The following is a 17481-nucleotide window of genomic DNA, read 5'->3' on the forward strand; positions in this document are numbered from 1 at the left end:
TAATTATCAATTATGCACGGGGCCAACTTTTAGCGTGACCACGTTCGTTATTATCAGGTCATCCAGCTGCGCCGCCGCGGCGATGCGCACCAGCGCCCCCTGTTCGACCTGGCCCACCACCAGCGAGGGCAGCAGCCAGAGCGCCAGAGATTCGGGCCAAATCGGCGTCGCTTTGCCCGCGAGACGAGCATCAAACACCACCTCCTGGTGGGTTTGCAGCACCGGATAGCGGGTAAATATTTGCTGCAACGAGGTTTCCCCCGGCCCGAGCAGGGAGGCGATACTCTCCTGGCGCAGCAGCGCGGGATCGCCAATCAGCTGGCGGAACAGCAAGGCATCAAGAAACTGCCACTGCGCCAGGTCGGGCCAGGCGGCGTTGAAGCAGAACTGCAGCTCGCGCAGCGTCTTTGGCGCAATCGTACAGGGCTGTTTACCCACCAGCGATTCCGGCTCGGCCGCCGTGCTCATCTGGCAGGAGAGGCAGAGTTCGCCATTGTGCGGATTGCTGACCGATGTGGCGGACAAAAGGCGATTTTTGGCTACCCCGGGCGTTAACAGCCAGTCGGTATCGCACCATATTGGCCTGCGCAGGCGAACCTGGCATTTTACGTAACGCTCAGGGCGGTACAGCCGGGAGTGGGCATCGCGCTTCACGTCGAGCAGCGCGCGCATTCCGTGGACGCTCAGCTGTCCCCCGCCCATCTGGCGCGCTGCCGCGAGGTCGAAGTGAATCGGGTTTTCGTCACCGGAAAACGCCGCCCACTGCTGCGCGTCGGCAAGGGTGTAGTGCAGCAGCGTCACGCGTGTTTCTCCAGCACCAGCGCGGCGTTCGCACCGCCGAAACCAAAGCTCAGATTCAGCGCCCGATGTATCTCCCCCTGACGGTGCCCTTCAGCGATATAGTCAAGATCGCACTGCGGGTCAGGCTGGGTTAAATGGGCCGTCGCAGGCAGGATCCCCGCCGCCATCGCCTGCAGGCAAACAATGGTCTCGAAGCTCCCTGCGGCGGCAATCAGATGCCCGGAGTAGGCTTTGGTGCTGGAAATCGGGATGCGGTACGCCTCGTCGCCCAGCGCCTTTTTCAGCGACTGCGTTTCGTTGAGATCGTTGAGCGGCGTGGAGGTGCCGTGGGCGTTGATGTAATCGAGGTCGGCAGGCTGGAGATCTGCGCCGCGCAGCGCCCAACGGATGGTCTGCTCGCGGGCTACGCAGTCCTCCGCCGGGGAGGTAAAATCCACCGCGTCGGAGAAATTAGCATAGCCGGTGACCTCCGCCAGGATCGTCGCCCCGCGCGCGAGGGCGCTCTCGCGCTCCTCCAGGCACAGCACCGCCCCGCCTTCCGAAAGCACGAACCCGCTGCGCTGCAGGCTGAACGGACAGCTGGCCCGCTCCGGCGACTCCGTTTCCCGGCTCAGCGCGCCGAGCACATCGATATTCCAGATCGCACAAACGCTGTTTAGCGATTCCCCGGCGCCGGCGAGCAGCATGCTGGCGCGGCCAAAGCGAATCGCATCATAGGCCTCGCCGACAGCGATAGTGCCGGTGGCGCAGGCCGCGACCGGGGTATTTTGATAGCCGCGCAAATTCCACAGCTGGCTACAGGCGGCGGTGCTCACGTTGGGCATGGAAAAAAAGCAGCTAAAGGGCGAGGAGACGCCGGTTTTCTCAAACTCGGGTACCGCCAGATAGCTTTCATCCAGCCCTGCCCAGCCGGAGCCGATGATGGCGCCGCACATTAGCGGGTCATAAAACGCCGTGGGAGCTTCGCCCGCAAAGGCCATCGCCACCGCTTCCCGCGCGGCGGCCAGCGCCAGGCGCGCGTGACGCGGCAGACGCCGACGAATCGCGGCGGGAACCCCCTTAAGACTGGGTTCATTCGCCACCTGACCGATAAAATGCGTGTGAATACCGTTCGCGGAGAGATCCACATAGCGGTAGCCGCGTCGATAATCCATGATGGCCTGCCAGCTTTCGGCGGCGCTATCGCCGAGGGGAGTCACCGCGCCATAGCCGGTTATCACCACGCGATAAGGGGAGTTACTGTGACTCATTCTGGGAAGTCCTCTGTTGCGGGTTAATGCCTCCCTGCGCCAGCCAAAGCTGCAAAGTGGCATAAAGATAGTCGTACTGGTTCTGCGCCAGGCTGTTCTGCACATCAAGCAGCGCGTCCTGGGCGTTCAGCAGAGTCTGATAATCCACCGCCCCTGAGCGATAGCGGCTCCCGGTGAGCGCCAGACGCTGCTCGCCCAGCTGCAGCGTTTGCAGCAGACGATCGCGCTGCTCGTCGGCGTTAAGCCGCTTCTCCATCGCGTTGTCCACCTCCGACAGCGCGGTATAGGCGGTGCGGCGAAAGTTCACCGCCTCCTGCTGTACCTTCACGCTGGCCTGCTCCACGGTGAGCTGTACTGTGTTCCACTGGATAAAGGGCGCGGAAACGCTGCTGCCCACGGTGCGCAGCGGGTCGTTAAACCACTGGTGAAAGAGCTGGCTTCCGGCGCTCAGCGTTCCCTGCAGCGAGAGCGTGGGATAGAAGCTCAGCCGCGCGGCGTCTGAGCCCGCCAGCGCCGCCCGCAGGCGGGATTCCGCCGCCTGCAGGTCCGGCCGGCTGGCGAGCGCGGCCAGCGGCGTGGCGTTGGCAATAGCGATATGCTGACGCACATCCAGCGCGGAGGACTCATCGGTATGCTGAGCCGGCGGTCTGTTGAGCAGCAGCGCCAGCGCGTTACGGGAAATTGCCCGCTGCTGCTTCAGGCTCAACAGCTGATTCTGCCGGCTGATGACCGTCTGCCGCGCCTGCAGCACATCGAGCAGGCCCACTTTCCCCGCTCGCTGCCAGGACTCAATCTGCGCCAGCGTCTGCCTGGCGATATTCAGACTCGCCGCCTGATACGTCATTTGCTGATTCAGCAGAGCGATGTTCCAGTACAGCTGCGCGGTGGTGTCAATCGTCGACAGGATCGTCGCCCGGTAGTCCTGCTCGCTGGCTATCGCCTCCCATTCGCTCTGCTCCCGGATCCGCGCCAGCTTGCCCCACAGATCCAGTTCATAGCTCAGGGACAGTGAGGCGCTGTAGCTCTCCTGTGAACCGCCGCTGTTGAGCGGCTTTGAGTTACTGCCGGAGCCGTTGAGGCTCGCGTCAGGGCTGATATTGGTTCGGGTGAGCCCAGCGGAAATACGCGCCTGCTTAAGGGTTAAGGCGGCAGCGGCGAGATCGTTATTGCTTTCCAGCACCTGCCCCACCACCCGCGACAGACGTTCGTCGCCGAAACGGTCCCACCAGCGCTGCGCTTTCTCCTGCGAGCCCACCATGCTGTCTCCCTCCGTCCGCTGCCAGTTCTCCGGCACCGACAGCAGCGGGCGCTGATAATCGCTGCGGGTTAAATTCCCGCAGCCCGTCAGCAATACAATTAACGGTAATAAAGTCAGCGGTCTCATTCGCGGGCCAGCGCCTCCGTCGGGTTCAGTCGCGCCGCGCGGCGCGCTGGAAAATAGCCAAACGTCAGGCCAATCAGGGCGGAAAAACCGCAGGCCATCGCTACCGGCAGCCAGGTGAAGACCATGGAAAACTCCTGCGTCAGCAGGGCAAACAGGTTACCGGCGGCCCAGGAGCCCAATACCCCCGTCAGCCCGCCGAGCGCGCAGATCATCACCGCCTCAATTAAGAATTGATGCATGATGTCGCTGGGGCGAGCGCCGACCGAAAGCCGGATGCCAATCTCATGGGTGCGTTCGGTAACGGAAACCAGCATGATATTCATGACGCCAACGCCGCCAACCAGCAGCGAGATGGCGGCAATCGCGGTGATCAGCAGCGACATGGAGTCAGAGGTTTTTTGCAGCGCGTTGGCGAGCTGTTCGTCGGTCTGGACAAAGAAATCTTTTTTGCCGTGCTCGCGGATAAGATGCCTTTCCGCCCGCCGCGCCGCGTCCTGCGGCGACAGCGTTTCCTGAAAGCGCAGCGTGAGCGCCTCCAGCGGTTTGTCCCCGGAAATCCGCTGCAATAAAGAGGTATAGGGGATCCAGGCCGACATAAATCCGCTGACCATCTTCGGTCCCGGCTTGCTGGCGATGCCGATCACCCGCCACGGTGCGCCGGCGATTTGCACAATTTTACCCAGCGGATCTTCATTACCGGGAAACAGCGTCTCTTTGCTGGTTTCATCCAGCACCAGCACCGGTTCACGATCGTCGACATCGCGGTGGGTAAAACCGTTGCCGTGAAGGAAACGAATACCCTGCAGCGAGAAATAGTCGGCGGAAACCCCGGAAAGAATAATCGAGGAATCAAACCCCTGGCGCACCGCGGTCGTCATGCTGGAGACGATCGGCGACACCCCAAGCACCCACGACTGTTTGCCGAGGCTGGCGATATCATCCAGCGACAGCGCCCGCTCCATATCCGGACGCTTGCTGCCCCAGCCGGTGCCGGGGCGGATTTCGAGCGTGGTATTACCCAGCTTGCCAATCTCATTCATGATGCTCTGCCGGGCGCCTTCTCCCACCGCCATGGAGGAAACCACGGACGAAATGCCGATGATAATCCCCAGCATCGACAAAAAGGCGCGCATACGATGCCCCAGCAGCGACCGCCATGCCATCCGTACCGACTCTCCGATGCTGCGCGACAGCGAGGCCCGACCGTTATCTTGTACCGCGGGCAGCCGCGGAATGCCGCGATTATCACGCGCGCCGTGGGTACTGTCGGCGACCACCTGCCCATCGCTGATCTCGACGATCCTCTGGGCCTGCTGCGCTACCTCGCGATCGTGGGTCACGATAATCACCGTATGCCCGTCAGCGTTCAGCTGGTGCAGAACATCCATCAGCGCCCGGCCGCTGACGCTATCCAGCGCCCCGGTGGGTTCATCGGCGAGAATAATCTGCGCGCCGTTGATCAGCGCCCGACAGACGCTGACCCGCTGCTGCTGGCCGCCGGAAAGCTGCGCGGGTTTATGCGCCAGGCGCGCGTCAATGCCCAGCTTTTCCGCCAGCAGCGCAATGCGCGCCTGGCGCTCAGCGGCGGGCATCGCGGTATAGAGCGCAGGGATGGCAATATTCTCTTCCGCCGTCAAATAAGGCATCAGGTGATAGCGCTGAAAAATAAATCCCAGCCAGCGGCTGCGCAGCTCCGCCAGCGCCGCGCTGTCGGCCTGATGGGTGGCGATGCCGTTGATATACACTTCACCGCTGCTGGGTTTATCCAGACAACCGATAATATTCATCAGCGTCGATTTACCCGAGCCGGAAGCGCCCATAATCGCCACCATCTCGCCGGGCATAATGGTCAGAGAAATGGATTTCAGCACCGGAATCAGTTGCGTCCCGGCAACAAAATGACGAGTGACGTTGTTCAGCAAGATTAACGGCTCAGCCATCAGACGGACCCCGCATCCTGCGGGATCACCACCCGCTCACCGGGCTGTAATCCTTCAAGAACCTGCGCATACTGGCGGTCGTTAATCCCGATGCGGATGGTGCGCTCCTCGCTGCCGTTCTCCTTTTGCACCACGACCAGGTAGCGCTCATCCCCGAGCGAACGCCCCAGCGCGGCAACCGGCACGCGCAGCGCATCTTTCACCTGCGCGATGCGGATAAACACCTGGGCGGTCATCGAGGTTTTCAGCAATCGCTGGCGATTATCCACCTCGAAGGTGCCGTTATAGTAAATGGCGCTGCTCTGCTGGTTACCGGCAGACGCGCCGGCGTTTTGTTCCTCCAGCGCCTCCTGCGGCGCGGGCTGGACATAGCCAAGCTCCCCTTCATAACGGGTTTGCGGGTCGGCAATGACGTAAAACCATAGCGGCTGTCCCGGATGGATTTTCTGGATATCGGCTTCGGAAATGCGGGTTTGGACCTGGACTTTATCGAGATCGGCGAGCACCAGAATCGTAGGCGCAATTTGCGAGGAGACGATGGTTTGCCCTTCACGGGTCACGATGCCCAGCACTTCGCCATCCATAGGCGCGAGAATGCGGGTATAGCCGAGGTTGGCGTTGGCGGTCTGCACGCTCATTTCCGCCTGCACAATCTGCGCCTCATTCACCGCTATCTGCTGAACCTGCGCGGCATACTGCGCCTGCGCTTGTTCGAGATCGCTGCTCACGCCGGAGCCGTCGCGGCTCATGGCCTGCTCGCGCGCCAGCGCTTTACGGTACTGCACCAGCGTGGCCTCAGAGGCCTGCTTTTGCGCTCTGGCGCTGGCCAGCTGCGCGGTAGCGTTGCGTAAGTCGGAAAGCTGCAGCGTCGGGTCGATTTCGGCTAACAGCTGCCCTTTGCGCACCCGCTCGCCCTGGCGCACGTTCAGCTTACGCAGTTGGCCGCTGACCTGCGCGCCGACGCTCACCTGGACGGCAGGTTTGATAATCCCGCTCGCCAGCACGACCTTTTCGATATCCCCGCGATCGAGCGTAACGGTATCAATCGACTCGGCCTGTGCCGTAAATGAGCGCTGATAGTAGACGGCGGCAACAATGGCCAGCATAGCGACCAGCGCAAACAGCCACGTTTTACGGCGGCGTAAAAATGCTCTTCTCATTGCTCCACCTCTCCCTGTGTGATATCGCGCAGCTTGCCTTCCTTCAGGCGATAAACCCGCGTGAAGTGATGCAGGATCTGCTCGCTGTGGGTCACGACGATCAGCGTCTTGCCCTGTTCGCGGCAGTGCTGGCACAGCGCGAGGATCGCCGTTTCCGCGGTTTCATCATCAAGATTGGCGGTCGGTTCGTCGAACAGCAGTATGGGCCGGGTGCTGTAGAGCGCCCTCGCCAGCATCAGCCGCTGACGCTGGCCCAAAGAGAGCGCCGAGTGGCTCTCGCGGATCAGCGCCTCCATTCCTCCCGGCAGCGCCTGAACCACCGGCCCCAGAGCCATTTTTTCGACCAGCGCCTCCACTCGCCCGCGATCGCTGTCGCTGTACCACGGGTCAAACAGGGTGATGTTTTGCAGCACCGAGGCGTTGAACAGGATGTCTTCCTGACTCTGTAGCCATACCTGCGACGCCAGCTGCTGCGCGCTCACCTCGTCGTTGTTCAGCAAAATTCGCCCATGCTGCGCGGAAAAAAGCCCTGCCATCAGCCGCAGCAGGGTGCTTTTTCCGGCGCCGGAGTCGCCCACGATCGCCAGCCGATCGCCGGGCTCCAGGATGAGATCAACGGCATTGAGTACCGGACGCTGCGGGTTGTAATGAAAGCTCACCTGTTCGAACGTCAGCCGCGGAACCGCTTCACCGCTGAGCGGAGCAAACTGGGGCGCAGCAGGCTCATGGCGGGTGAACAGGCCCTGCGCGCGGGTATCGATCACGTGCAGCTGTGATTTACGGATCACGGCATAAAATATCCGCGTGACGTAGGAGGTAAAAATCTGTCGTAAAAAGCTGTAGGCAAAAAAGTCGCCCAGCGAGATAAGCTTTGCGTGCACCAGCGGCAGCACCACCAGCATGAAAACCACCATCTCAAGGCTGCCGGTCAGCTGGTACAGTCCCTCTTTGACCTGCTGATAGACTTTCTGCCGCTGGAGGCAGGTGAAAAGGTCATGAGACAAACGGGCAAACTGCGCTTTACGCTGCGTTTCCAGCCCGGCGGTCTTGATGGTTAACACGCCCTGAAGCGTTTCCATAAAAAAGTCATTCAGCGTCGCGCTTTTCAGCTGCAGCTGCTGCGTATACCAGCGGTCGCGAAAAATGGCCCAGACGCTGATCAGCCCCATCGCCACAATACCCACGGCGGAAATCAGCGCCAGCACCGGGGAGATCCAGAACATAATGCCGATCGCGATAACGCAGATGATCCAGTCCGAGCGGAGCCCGTTATCCAGTTCGATTTTTTGCAGCATCCCGCCCTGCCAGGCGATAAAACGGCTGAAAACGTCCCCCGGCGCGCGTTTTTCAAAAAAACGCAGCGGATTATTCAGCAGGCGGGAAAAACCGATATCGCTCTTAAGCAGGACAAAGCGGCGAATAAATCGCTCGCTAATCACCCTGACGCCCAGCGCCAGCAGCGTGGATACAACAAAGGCGAGGATGAACCATAAATAAGGAAACTGCGTATTCTGAACGTCAGAGAAGGCCTGGTTGATCGCCCGGCTGACCATCGTCGGCATTAAAAACAGGGTGAGCGACACCAGGAAGGTTAAGAGCATCAGCTTATAAATGCCCGGTACCGCCGCGGTCTCCTTCAGGCTCATCGCCCGCGGCATCTCCTGCTGCGCGCCGGCAATAACCGGGTCCGGGCCGGCAATCGCGCCGGGCGACTCTTCAAGGATCAGCGCATAGCCGCTAATCTCTTTTTTTAATGCCGAGAAAGGCAGCCACTGCTGGCCAATCGCCGGATTCATGACGCAGACGTAATCCCCTTTTCGCCAGGCCAGCAGAACATAGTGGCTGGCGCCGTAGTGCAAAATGGACGGGAACGGCAGCGCATGAAGCTCAGCGTGATCGAACAACACCGGCGCGGTGGCAATGCCGATCTGCTGCAGGATAACGGATAAATCGCTCAACGATGTCCCATGATCGGATGCCGGGAAAATTTCCCGCAAAGCCGGCAGCGAGCACGGAATATTCTGGGTTTGCGCCAGCATCGCAATACAGGAGAGGCCGCATTCATTGGTCTCTTCCTGGAAAACCATATCAGGAATAATCTTTTTCATGATGATGCATCAGTGATTAATAAAATAGAGCGAATGGCTGTGCCACAAAAGCCAATCCTGCGGATAATCGCGCAGGGTGTTTTCAATCATCGTTGGTAGCTTTGCCGCGACCTCTTTTGGCGACAGCGGGGAATAGATCTTTATTTTTATCCCGTGCTGATAATAGAGGTGATAAAAAACCACCTTCGCCGATACGATGCGAGAAAACCGCTGTACCCCGCTATGTAATTTTGCCGGGCGGCCAAATAGCCGGCAGCTTATTTTCCCGGACTGCGCTTCCGGGGTCTGCACGGTGTAATCGGCAGGAATGTCGGGGAAAATAATCATATTTTCCCGCCCTGCCGATACATTGGTCATTAACGCCATAAGCTCGCTAGCCAGCGATGTATTATCCTGGTGGATTGAGCAATAAGAGAGCGCGACGCCGCCCATTTTTCGGCTGGCGACGGTGTAGCTTTCCGCGCTGGAAGAGACCACTACGCTGGCTTTGCCCGGCGTCACGCCAGCCCCGACCATCGCCGCTAAGATATCGGAAACGCAGTGCAGCGGCGCAAGGACGACCGGCGTCTTTTGCGCCGCCAGGGGAGCGACAACGGCGTCAAGCTCTCGCGTGCATGCCTGCATCTGGGCCAGGGTGGCCGGGTGCTGTCCCCAGGTCGCCCCTGTCTCCAGCAGTTGGCGACGCATGGCTATCCATCCGGCATCAATTCGGCCCTCGACGCCCGTCAGGCAGCGGTAGTTTTGCGTCGCCACGGCGCTGCGGCCACGGTACTGTCTGCCCAGCAGCCGCAGCCGACACAGCGCGCGAACCGCCAGCAGCAGCAGCGGCATCGGGGTAAAACGCATGACTCTACGCACCGCTTTTTGGCCGTAGCCGGTAAGAGGCCGGTAGCGCCAGCTCAGCTGCGCGGACCATTTTCTTACGCTGAAGACGCTCCAGACGATGAGAAAGCGCGCCACGCTTACTCCTTATCCTGGGTTAACAGCTGGCGTAAATAGTCGGCAAATTCAGGAAACTGACGATCCTTCGCCACTACGTATTTCTTATTCACAATAAACAGCGGCGTCGCGTTAATGTCATAAAGCTCGGTGATTTTCGCCATATATTCCAGACGCTCGGCGACGGCCTGACTTTGGCGTAGCTGATGGTATTTATCGACATCAATACTATTCTTTTTCAGCCAGCCATTAAGCGTTTCCTCATCGGCTAAATTAACCCCGCGGGTCATTACCGCGTTAAACGCCTGGTCGCGCGTCTGGCGTTCAATACCCATAACTTCAAGGGTCGCAAAAACCGGCGCAAAGACCGCCAGGCCGTTATTCTCGCCAGTAATATGGATAACTTCAAACGTGCTATCCGCGGGTAGCGTGGCGGCGAATTTTTCGATCTCTTCCTCGTTCGATGCGCAGTAGTGACAGCCATAGGACATCACTTCAATAATGCTTTTCTCATGTTTTATTGGGCTACTGGCAACGGTTGCGCTGTCAATTTCCCGCAGGGCGGAAGGCTGACTGCTATCCAGTGAAAATGTATTAAACACAAATATGTGATAGCACAGCACGGTAATTAGCGACGAAATTAACGCCACCAGAAACGTATAGCCAACGGCGGTAATAGGTTTTATCTTCATTTGATACCAGGCTCGCGAAAATAGCGGAGAAATACATGGAGGGTTCCCCCTCCATGTATCACATCAGTGATTAATAACGGGCGCTATTTGGCACGACGCACATGCTGTCCGGCGCATCTTTCATGCTAACGGTTGAACCGTGCTTATCCGTACAGGTGGTCACTTGTTTACAGGTAGAAACACCGCCAACGACCACTGTCTCGTAAGAGCTTGTGCAAGTTTCCTTGCAGCAGCCGCCAATAATAGTTGACGCTTCAATCATACTTAATTTTTGCATTTGTTAGATCCTTAACTATTTATATTGAAATGTATTTTTCTTACACTTACCTACTGGCTTAGCTATCTGCCAGTAATTCTGTCGATGTTAGACTTTGTACGCTGTTATACGCAGGGGGTGGCTACGATACATTTGAAAATATTAAACAGCTCTACGTTATTTTTAGCATTTAACTTTTTCATCAGGCCCCGTTTGCAGCGGCTCAGTCGACGAACATCAATTTTTTGCTCAGAGGAAATTTGCGACAATGACTTCCCTTTGAATATTTCTTCCATTAACCACCAGTCATCGCTGGAGATACTGTTATTAAAATCCCGGGCTAACCACTTCTGTCGGGTATAATTAATTAGCGAGCGGCTGTAAAATATTTTCTTTGCCACCATCGAATCAGCGCCTTCAATGAATTTGAAAAAATTCTCCAGCGATTCATTTTTTAATAACCAGCTCGCCTCCGGGAGCAGCGAATGCAGCGCAAAAAACAGAGAAATATTATTTTCTCCTAATAAAATCACCAGTTGCTGATTTTCCCGGCAGTAGTACTCTTTAATGGTGTATAGCGCATTAAAGCGTTCGTCCGGCAAACTGTCGACATCGCAGAGCACCCAGCGCAGCTCCTCTTTCTGCTTCGGCAGACGCAGCGTATTAATCAGCTGAGAGAACTGGTCGAGCCTTGAGAAAGCGCAGTCGCCGTCATGCGCGGCAAGATCGTCAACCAAAGAACGTACGCCTTCTGAGAAAAAGATATTTTTATCGTAGAGAAAGAAACGGCGGCTCATTTATCATCATCCTTGATCTATTCTACTGGTAATTAAGGGTGTAATACGCTGTTGCCTGGAAGGCACCGGTCTGTAAGGTTTTGTTACTCAAGGCGTCCGGTTCCCCTTCAACAAAAGCTTTAAAATTTAACTGCATGGTGGCATCGGAAATGGCGACCGCGGTTGTTGGCGTATTGAGTGAAATCGCCGTGCCGTTACTCTCTTCAAAACCAATGCCAATACCGCTGGCGGAATTTGGCGCTACCGGCGTAATCGCCAGACGGTCGCTCATATTGGCATTTTCCGTCCCGCTAAAGGTTACGGTAACGGAATTAAAAACATCGGTACTGCAATCCTTAAGCTCAATCACAAACGCTTTGGGCTGTGATTTGCGCTCCGCATAGAGCGTACGGGTGGAAATCTGGCCAAAATCCACGGCGATATTTTTGGATGAAGGAACGATACTGCAGCCATGGGCCGCGACGGTGCCTTTGAAGGTTAAGTCGCCGCCGATCAGTTCCCCACTGGCGTACGCCGGCGTGGCCGCCGACAGTAAGCCCAGAAGTACCATAGATGCGATTAATTGACGCATGCTGCCCCCTTACTGAAACTCAGCGACCACGGTGGCCGATGCCTGGAAATCCCCTTCGAGAACATTGGTCCCGGCATTGGCAATCGGCGCGGCGGTCAGATTCCAGGTTCCCTGATTATTATTAAAACCCGGCACGTCATAAAATCTATTCGCGGCCACTAAACTGCCGCCTGAATCTTTCAGAATAATGCCAAGATTGGATCGATCGACGGCGCCGGTGGTCCCTAAATAATCGCTATTAAAACTGGCGGTATTGGCCTGCTGAATACCCAGGCGAATATTTAAATTACCGTTCGCGAAACTTCCCCCTTCGCATTTCACCTGAATCGGCACGGGCCGGCTGTAATTATTGCCATTTAGCAGCGAACCCGAACTGGGGATGGTATCAAAATCAACGACGATCGGTGTACCTGAGTTGACAATGCATTTATCCGGAACGGTAATGACCCCGGAATTAATCGAGACAATCGACATTGGAGTGCTGCCCATTCCTGAGCTATAGTTCCCCAGGCGGCCGTAAAGCTTGGCGATTTCTGTACCCAACAAGTTAACACCGTTGACAATAGGCTTAGTAATCATAAACGTTACCCGCCCCTTGGCGCCGGACTCAAAGTTATTAAATTGGGTGGTTGGCGGAACGCATTTATTCTGAAAAGCGTTATTCGATTCATTATAAAAAGGTACCGCAAAATAATCCATGCGCTGACCACGAATATAAATTTCAATTTTAACATCCATATAATCATTGAGCTTTAAATAGCCCGGCGCGCTTCCCTGCTGCATCAGCGAGGCGGTCGCAGAGTAATAAATCGCCTGATTTTCCATGGGAATGGTACAGTTGGCTATACCAGAATATTGCCCGCCCAATGAAAATTCATAAGGAATTGTTGCCCCTATGCTGTTATTGGTAATATCCTGATTGACCACGTCAATATTATACATTTTAGGTCCGCCGACCGGCGTAATTTCCCCTTCAATCGCCGCGCTGGCGTCAAGGGATAATAAGCTGCCACAGAGTAAAAGCGTGACGCAAGATTTTCGTCCGATAACCATCGTCGTCATCAGAGATACTCCATTTTTAAACGCAGCAGTCCGCTAAAGTTGCCGGCGGTCACGTTTCGTCCGGTTGACTCCAGCACGGCAATAAACGTCAGGCTGCTATCGCCGGTTTTCACAATAAACGGCGGCTGCGTTTGATTAATATCCAGCGCCCGTTCTTTAACATCCAGCAGGCGAATACCGGCTCCTGAGATGCTGCCGGTCAGGCGCAGCAGCTGGCGATTATGTTCATCCGATTCGCCGATAAAAGTGAGCTGAACCGCCTGCTCGCCGGTGGTGTAGAGATGCTTGCTGTTGCCCGTCGTCCGTGAGGCGATGCTGTCGCGCGCCTGCGAGGCGCCTTTCAGGCAATCTCTGAGTTCGACGCGAACCAGCACCGGCTGACTCCGGTCGCCGGCCTGATGAAAACGGCGGGCGCTGATTTCACCCATCTCGATAATCTGCAGGCGGCTCTGCGGCGCCAGCACGCAAGGCGAGGCATAAACGGAGCCATTGAATATCACGTTACCGCCATCTTCCCCCTGATGATCCCGGTTATAGTGCTGTGGCTGTAGCGGAATATCAGCGTCGGCCAGCGCTGGCATACTGATACCGAATACAAACAGTGCTAATAGCGATAGACGCGTTTTCATCATCAGGTTCCTCTTTAATTACCCTTGCTGCGATGGCGGCAGCGCTTTACAGGTATTTCCTTCGCAGCGATATTTCAGCTCCGGATGACCGCCATAATCATTCACATACATCATGGCGAAATCTCGCACGCTGCCGTCGGTTACGCTGAACTCCATGCTGGACTTCGGCGCAATCATAATCCCCGGAAACTTAGTGATTTTTTCACCCTTAACGCGGGACAAGCTAATAATGGTGATGTAATAGGGCGTCGGGTTTTGCGCGGTCATCTTATTGCCGCTCTTTTGAAAGACGACCTGGTCCTGCCAAATCTCGCTTTTGCTTTTGGGAATAATGGCCGTCGGGCGGAAAAATAATTTAATCCGCGACTGCATGGCTAACTGCAGGACATTCGCTTTATCCGGCTTGGGCGGGATTTCGCGCACGCTTAAATAAAACAGGCTTTCCCGGTCCTGCGGCAGTTGGTTAATACCGTCAGTTTTGGTGACCCGCGCCACCCCTTTTTGCCCGCCGTTAATCCGCTGTAAAGGCGGCAGCACCACCAGCGGAGAGGTAATCTTGTTGCCCTTGCTGTCCTCAACCCATGATTGCGCGAGGAAAGGAATATCCGGGCTGGTGTTGGTTAAATTCGCGCTCGCCGAGCTGTCTTTACCGGTGATGATAAGACGCGTGCGATCCAGCGAAACCCCTGCCTGAGCGGTACCGCTTACCGCCGCCAGCATCACAACGCCCATCCAGCAGAATTTGTTGCTTGTTATGCTCATTTTTGGCCTTTTATTACTGTCACTGTCATTTACACGGCAATAGCGCGGCTGTCGAACGACGCACGATGGTCGGCGGGATGGCAATCTGGCACTGCTTTCTCCCGCTCCACACTACGCTTAGCAGCTCCTGAGGATTCACCCCCGCCAGCCATCCCTGGCCACCTTCCATAATCATGGAGACGCTCACGCCATCGCCGTTGATAACCTCCGCGCCGAACGGTGGATAGGTACCGTCAGCCAGGCGAATAATCCCCATCATTTTTTCGCCCTTGGCCATGCCAAAGGTCTGATAGCCAATGGCGCCTTCGGTCAGCGTGGCGGTGCTGATGGCTTTTGCCGGTTCGATGGACTCCGACATCGCATCGACATCAACACGGGTATCAAAGCTGTTGTAGCTCACGATGTCCGGAATAACGGCAATGCCGAAATTGTTGGTTCTTGATTTACCATCATTGAGCGGAACGTCGCCGATACCGTTGGTATTCACCATCACGCGCGCCGTGTTGAGCGTTGCGCCGCTGTTGTGGATCGCCGCCCCGTGCCGGGTAGCGGTAAAGCCGCCGCGCAGGGTGCTGCTCAGGGAAACGTAGTGATCCTGCTGATAGCTGGCGTTGCTGTTGATTTCGGCATACTGCGAGCGGCGCTGATAGTAGCCGTCGACGTTGGCATAGCCGCTCTGGCTCGCCCCGGCACGCAGTCGCCACAGGTTGTTGTAGTCGCTGCTGTCGGTGTACGAGAGCATCGGGCTGGTTTTGCCGTTATTGGTCTGCACGTCGAGACCGCTCCATTTGCTATCGCCAACGGGAATGGAAAGCGAGAAAGCAATAGAGTCGTCTTTACGCCCTTCGTAATCGGAACGGTAGGCCGAAATATTGGTGGTGATCCCGCGAATATTACCGACGTTAAACGAGCGCCCTAACGAGATGCCGTAGCGATCCTGGCTGCTTCGATTCCAGTAATTCTGGTGGGTATAGGTCAGAAAGACGGTAGTCGCTTTGCCTGGCTCATCGGCCCAGAACGTTTTATTCCCGGTGATGGTATAGACTTCTTTTTCACGGCCAAGGCTGTCGTAACCCTCGTAACGCTCGTTGAGATATTGCGAGAAAGAGCGGAAATCTTCCTGAGAGAAGCGATAGCCGGCGAAGGTAATTGAACTGTTATATTCGTCGAACGTTTTCGCATAGCTCAGCTTAAACGAGGTGCCTTTAAGCCGCTTCTGGTTTGACTGTTGGCTGTAGGATTCGGTGGCGTCAAGCGAGAGCGCGCCCAGTACGCTGAGATCGCGGCCAATACCGGCGGAGACCGCGGTATATTCCGCCCCTGCGCTTTGTAAACCACCGTACAGCGACCAGGCGTTGGTTATCCCCCAGGAGAAATCACCGGAAGCGAAACCTGGCCCCTGAATTTTATGGTTATAGCGGGACGGCGCGCCGACAGCCACGTTGTAACGCACGTAGCCGGGACGCGTAAGGTAAGGAATGTTGGCGGTGTTAACCTGGAACGTCGAAATGGAACCGTCCTGCTCCTCCACCTGAACATCCAGCGTACCGCGCACCGAGCTGCGTAAATCCTGAATGTTAAACGGTCCGGCGGGAACCGTCGTTTCATAAATAATGCGCCCGCTCTGCTTCACCGTCACTTTGGCGTTGGTCTTGGCCAGGCCGCGAATTTCCGGCGCGTAGCCCTGCAGGTTTGGCGGCAGCTGACGCTCATCGCTGGCGAGATTAAGCCCGGTAAAGCGCACGGTGTCGAAGACCTGAGAATCAAGGTAGATCTCCCCTGCCGTCAGCTTTGCCGCCATCATCGGCAGGGGACGGTAGGCGTAGATCTGATTCATGTCGAAATCAAATTGATGCGTCGCGCTGTAATAGCTGGTCTGATATTCGCCGCGCAAACGCCAGCCGCCGAGGTTAAACCCGGTCTGGCCGTATCCGCTCAGGGTGGTGTAATCTTCATGCATATCAAGCTGGCGGGTATATTGCCCGGTCAGACTGTAGTCGAGCAAAAACCCACCGATGCCCTGGTCCCAGCGCTCCGGCGGCGTCCAGTTCGGATCGTTGTATTTCATCCACGCCTGCGGGACGGTGATGTCCAGCACCCCGGCGTAGTTGCTGAGCGTAGCGCCAGGAAGGCTCAGCAGGTCATAGCAATCGGCAAACGGCTGTGCGACCTTTTTCTGCGCTTCTTCTTTTAACGCCAATCTGGCAAGAATTTCGCCGTTAATGCAGGCCTGGGTATGCTTCTGGTCTTTAGAAGCCAGATAGCGAACCTTTTGCTGCCCCACCGCCTGGCCATTTATTTTAATATCTAATAAGTACTCGCCCGGCGGGACATAGTTGTCGGTGGCAAAACGGGTTAAATCGATATTGTCGCGATCGGCGGCATCCAGTACGTCGGTATTGAATTCCACGTCAGTTGAGGCACAAGCCATAGAAGCACAGCAGAAAAAAAGCATCTGAGAGAGGATTATTTTTATTTTTAGTTCTGCTGACATGACTATTCATCCCGAATCATTCAGTAAAATATCGTGCGCGGTAAACAAGCTACAACAGCAATAGCTGGCTTGCGTCTAGTTGTAATCCATATAAAAACGAGTGACGGCGTAAAAATCCCCAGCCTTAATATGTTGCTGAACCGGAACCAGCGAAGCGGTGAATTTCAGCGTATTATTCTCATCACTTAGCAGATATCCCGAGGAGGGTTCTCCAAAAGTTAAAACTTCCCCACGGCGATCGCGAATCTGTATACCAAACCCCTTTCCTTCGCCATCCGGAATTAATACGGTCGGGTCCTGCGATGACGCATTGCCGGTAAAAGTAATCGTGGCATAAGCACCGGGCGTTGATTGATTTTCGCTGCCGTAAGACGCGCAGCCCACTAAGCGCACCAGAAAAGGCCGGACGAGCTTACCTTCTTGATCCATATTAATATCGCGAGCGGATATGTTGCCGAAATCCACCCATAGCTCCCGCGAGCTGGGATCAATATCGCAGGCGGCAGCAACCAGCTCCCCCGAAAGCGTCAGCTGTCCGGGCGTAAAATTAGTACTCGAAGCATGTCCGGAAAAGAGTAATACCGATACGAATAGCGCCATCAGTCTCTTTTTCTCTGTATCCTTAACCATACTCAG

At 56.2% G+C, this 17481-nt stretch carries 16 protein-coding genes; all 16 read right to left on the reverse strand.

Annotated features, from left to right (window positions below):
* Nucleotides 1–6 precede the first annotated feature (6 nt).
* The 16 genes from ABLU67_RS11940 to ABLU67_RS12015 all read right to left on the reverse strand — a co-directional run bounded on the left by ABLU67_RS11940 (nucleotide 7) and on the right by ABLU67_RS12015 (nucleotide 17475).
* Nucleotides 7–801 (reverse strand): MaoC/PaaZ C-terminal domain-containing protein, encoded by a 795-nt coding sequence (locus ABLU67_RS11940; RefSeq protein WP_128335001.1) that lies wholly within the window; start codon nucleotides 799–801, stop codon nucleotides 7–9.
* Complete coding sequence (locus ABLU67_RS11945) at nucleotides 798–2051, reverse strand: beta-ketoacyl-[acyl-carrier-protein] synthase family protein (protein WP_014226566.1); 1254 nt, start codon at nucleotides 2049–2051, stop codon at nucleotides 798–800. Before ABLU67_RS11945 ends, ABLU67_RS11940 begins: the two co-directional genes overlap by 4 nt.
* Nucleotides 2038–3435, reverse strand: coding sequence for a TolC family protein (locus tag ABLU67_RS11950; protein WP_049083782.1), 1398 nt, complete (start codon nucleotides 3433–3435; stop codon nucleotides 2038–2040). Before ABLU67_RS11950 ends, ABLU67_RS11945 begins: the two co-directional genes overlap by 14 nt.
* Nucleotides 3432–5375 carry an ABC transporter permease gene (locus tag ABLU67_RS11955; RefSeq protein WP_348852306.1) on the reverse strand — a complete coding sequence of 648 codons (1944 nt, stop codon included), beginning with the start codon at nucleotides 5373–5375 and terminating at the stop codon, nucleotides 3432–3434. The genes ABLU67_RS11950 and ABLU67_RS11955 overlap by 4 nt, the downstream gene beginning before the upstream one ends.
* Complete coding sequence (locus ABLU67_RS11960; RefSeq protein WP_348852307.1) at nucleotides 5375–6535, reverse strand: efflux RND transporter periplasmic adaptor subunit; 1161 nt, start codon at nucleotides 6533–6535, stop codon at nucleotides 5375–5377. Before ABLU67_RS11960 ends, ABLU67_RS11955 begins: the two co-directional genes overlap by 1 nt.
* Nucleotides 6532–8643: an ATP-binding cassette domain-containing protein gene (locus ABLU67_RS11965; protein ID WP_348852308.1), complete on the reverse strand. Its 2112-nt coding sequence runs from the start codon at nucleotides 8641–8643 to the stop codon at nucleotides 6532–6534. Before ABLU67_RS11965 ends, ABLU67_RS11960 begins: the two co-directional genes overlap by 4 nt.
* Nucleotides 8644–8652: 9 nt before the next feature.
* Nucleotides 8653–9603: an ABC transporter gene (locus tag ABLU67_RS11970; RefSeq protein ID WP_224254852.1), complete on the reverse strand. Its 951-nt coding sequence runs from the start codon at nucleotides 9601–9603 to the stop codon at nucleotides 8653–8655.
* Nucleotides 9604–9605: 2 nt separating this feature from the next.
* Entirely contained in the window at nucleotides 9606–10274 is a 669-nt protein-coding gene (locus ABLU67_RS11975; protein WP_064374706.1) for a DsbA family protein, read from the reverse strand.
* A 70-nt stretch (nucleotides 10275–10344) separates the two neighbouring features.
* Nucleotides 10345–10551 (reverse strand): DUF4762 family protein, encoded by a 207-nt coding sequence (locus ABLU67_RS11980; protein ID WP_014226573.1) that lies wholly within the window; start codon nucleotides 10549–10551, stop codon nucleotides 10345–10347.
* Between the two features lie 104 nt (nucleotides 10552–10655).
* The gene (locus ABLU67_RS11985; RefSeq protein WP_014226574.1) at nucleotides 10656–11327 is read right to left on the reverse strand and encodes a transcriptional regulator; all 672 of its coding nucleotides are present in this window, start codon (nucleotides 11325–11327) and stop codon (nucleotides 10656–10658) included.
* A 22-nt stretch (nucleotides 11328–11349) separates the two neighbouring features.
* Nucleotides 11350–11898 carry a fimbrial protein gene (locus tag ABLU67_RS11990; RefSeq protein WP_109241472.1) on the reverse strand — a complete coding sequence of 183 codons (549 nt, stop codon included), beginning with the start codon at nucleotides 11896–11898 and terminating at the stop codon, nucleotides 11350–11352.
* A 9-nt stretch (nucleotides 11899–11907) separates the two neighbouring features.
* Nucleotides 11908–12960, reverse strand: a complete 1053-nt coding sequence (locus ABLU67_RS11995) for a fimbrial protein (RefSeq protein WP_348852309.1) — start codon at nucleotides 12958–12960, stop codon at nucleotides 11908–11910.
* On the reverse strand, nucleotides 12960–13589 hold the full coding sequence (locus ABLU67_RS12000; RefSeq protein WP_049079478.1) for a fimbrial protein: 630 nt from the start codon (nucleotides 13587–13589) through the stop codon (nucleotides 12960–12962). The genes ABLU67_RS11995 and ABLU67_RS12000 overlap by 1 nt, the downstream gene beginning before the upstream one ends.
* 18 nt (nucleotides 13590–13607) lie before the next feature.
* The gene (locus tag ABLU67_RS12005) at nucleotides 13608–14351 is read right to left on the reverse strand and encodes a molecular chaperone (protein WP_064374708.1); all 744 of its coding nucleotides are present in this window, start codon (nucleotides 14349–14351) and stop codon (nucleotides 13608–13610) included.
* 25 nt (nucleotides 14352–14376) lie between these two features.
* Nucleotides 14377–16845 carry a fimbria/pilus outer membrane usher protein gene (locus ABLU67_RS12010; RefSeq protein ID WP_348852310.1) on the reverse strand — a complete coding sequence of 823 codons (2469 nt, stop codon included), beginning with the start codon at nucleotides 16843–16845 and terminating at the stop codon, nucleotides 14377–14379.
* A 75-nt stretch (nucleotides 16846–16920) separates the two neighbouring features.
* The gene (locus ABLU67_RS12015; protein WP_348852311.1) at nucleotides 16921–17475 is read right to left on the reverse strand and encodes a fimbrial protein; all 555 of its coding nucleotides are present in this window, start codon (nucleotides 17473–17475) and stop codon (nucleotides 16921–16923) included.
* Between the last annotated feature and the right edge of the window lie 6 nt (nucleotides 17476–17481).

This window comes from Klebsiella sp. GN_Kp190 (genome assembly GCF_040061795.1).
Classification (GTDB): Bacteria; Pseudomonadota; Gammaproteobacteria; order Enterobacterales; family Enterobacteriaceae; genus Klebsiella; species Klebsiella michiganensis.

What these genes read in the sequence shown, in the direction of transcription:
- ABLU67_RS11990 (WP_109241472.1), bottom strand. Translation starts at nt 11,898, where the DNA reads ATGCGTCAATTAATCGCATCTATGGTACTTCTGGGCTTACTGTCGGCG.
- ABLU67_RS11960 (WP_348852307.1), bottom strand. Translation starts at nt 6,535, where the DNA reads ATGAGAAGAGCATTTTTACGCCGCCGTAAAACGTGGCTGTTTGCGCTG.
- ABLU67_RS11965 (WP_348852308.1), bottom strand. Translation starts at nt 8,643, where the DNA reads ATGAAAAAGATTATTCCTGATATGGTTTTCCAGGAAGAGACCAATGAA.
- ABLU67_RS12000 (WP_049079478.1), bottom strand. Translation starts at nt 13,589, where the DNA reads ATGAAAACGCGTCTATCGCTATTAGCACTGTTTGTATTCGGTATCAGT.
- ABLU67_RS12005 (WP_064374708.1), bottom strand. Translation starts at nt 14,351, where the DNA reads ATGAGCATAACAAGCAACAAATTCTGCTGGATGGGCGTTGTGATGCTG.
- ABLU67_RS11955 (WP_348852306.1), bottom strand. Translation starts at nt 5,375, where the DNA reads ATGGCTGAGCCGTTAATCTTGCTGAACAACGTCACTCGTCATTTTGTT.
- ABLU67_RS11980 (WP_014226573.1), bottom strand. Translation starts at nt 10,551, where the DNA reads ATGCAAAAATTAAGTATGATTGAAGCGTCAACTATTATTGGCGGCTGC.
- ABLU67_RS11985 (WP_014226574.1), bottom strand. Translation starts at nt 11,327, where the DNA reads ATGAGCCGCCGTTTCTTTCTCTACGATAAAAATATCTTTTTCTCAGAA.
- ABLU67_RS11975 (WP_064374706.1), bottom strand. Translation starts at nt 10,274, where the DNA reads ATGAAGATAAAACCTATTACCGCCGTTGGCTATACGTTTCTGGTGGCG.
- ABLU67_RS12010 (WP_348852310.1), bottom strand. Translation starts at nt 16,845, where the DNA reads ATGTCAGCAGAACTAAAAATAAAAATAATCCTCTCTCAGATGCTTTTT.
- ABLU67_RS11995 (WP_348852309.1), bottom strand. Translation starts at nt 12,960, where the DNA reads ATGACGACGATGGTTATCGGACGAAAATCTTGCGTCACGCTTTTACTC.
- ABLU67_RS11950 (WP_049083782.1), bottom strand. Translation starts at nt 3,435, where the DNA reads ATGAGACCGCTGACTTTATTACCGTTAATTGTATTGCTGACGGGCTGC.
- ABLU67_RS12015 (WP_348852311.1), bottom strand. Translation starts at nt 17,475, where the DNA reads ATGGTTAAGGATACAGAGAAAAAGAGACTGATGGCGCTATTCGTATCG.
- ABLU67_RS11945 (WP_014226566.1), bottom strand. Translation starts at nt 2,051, where the DNA reads ATGAGTCACAGTAACTCCCCTTATCGCGTGGTGATAACCGGCTATGGC.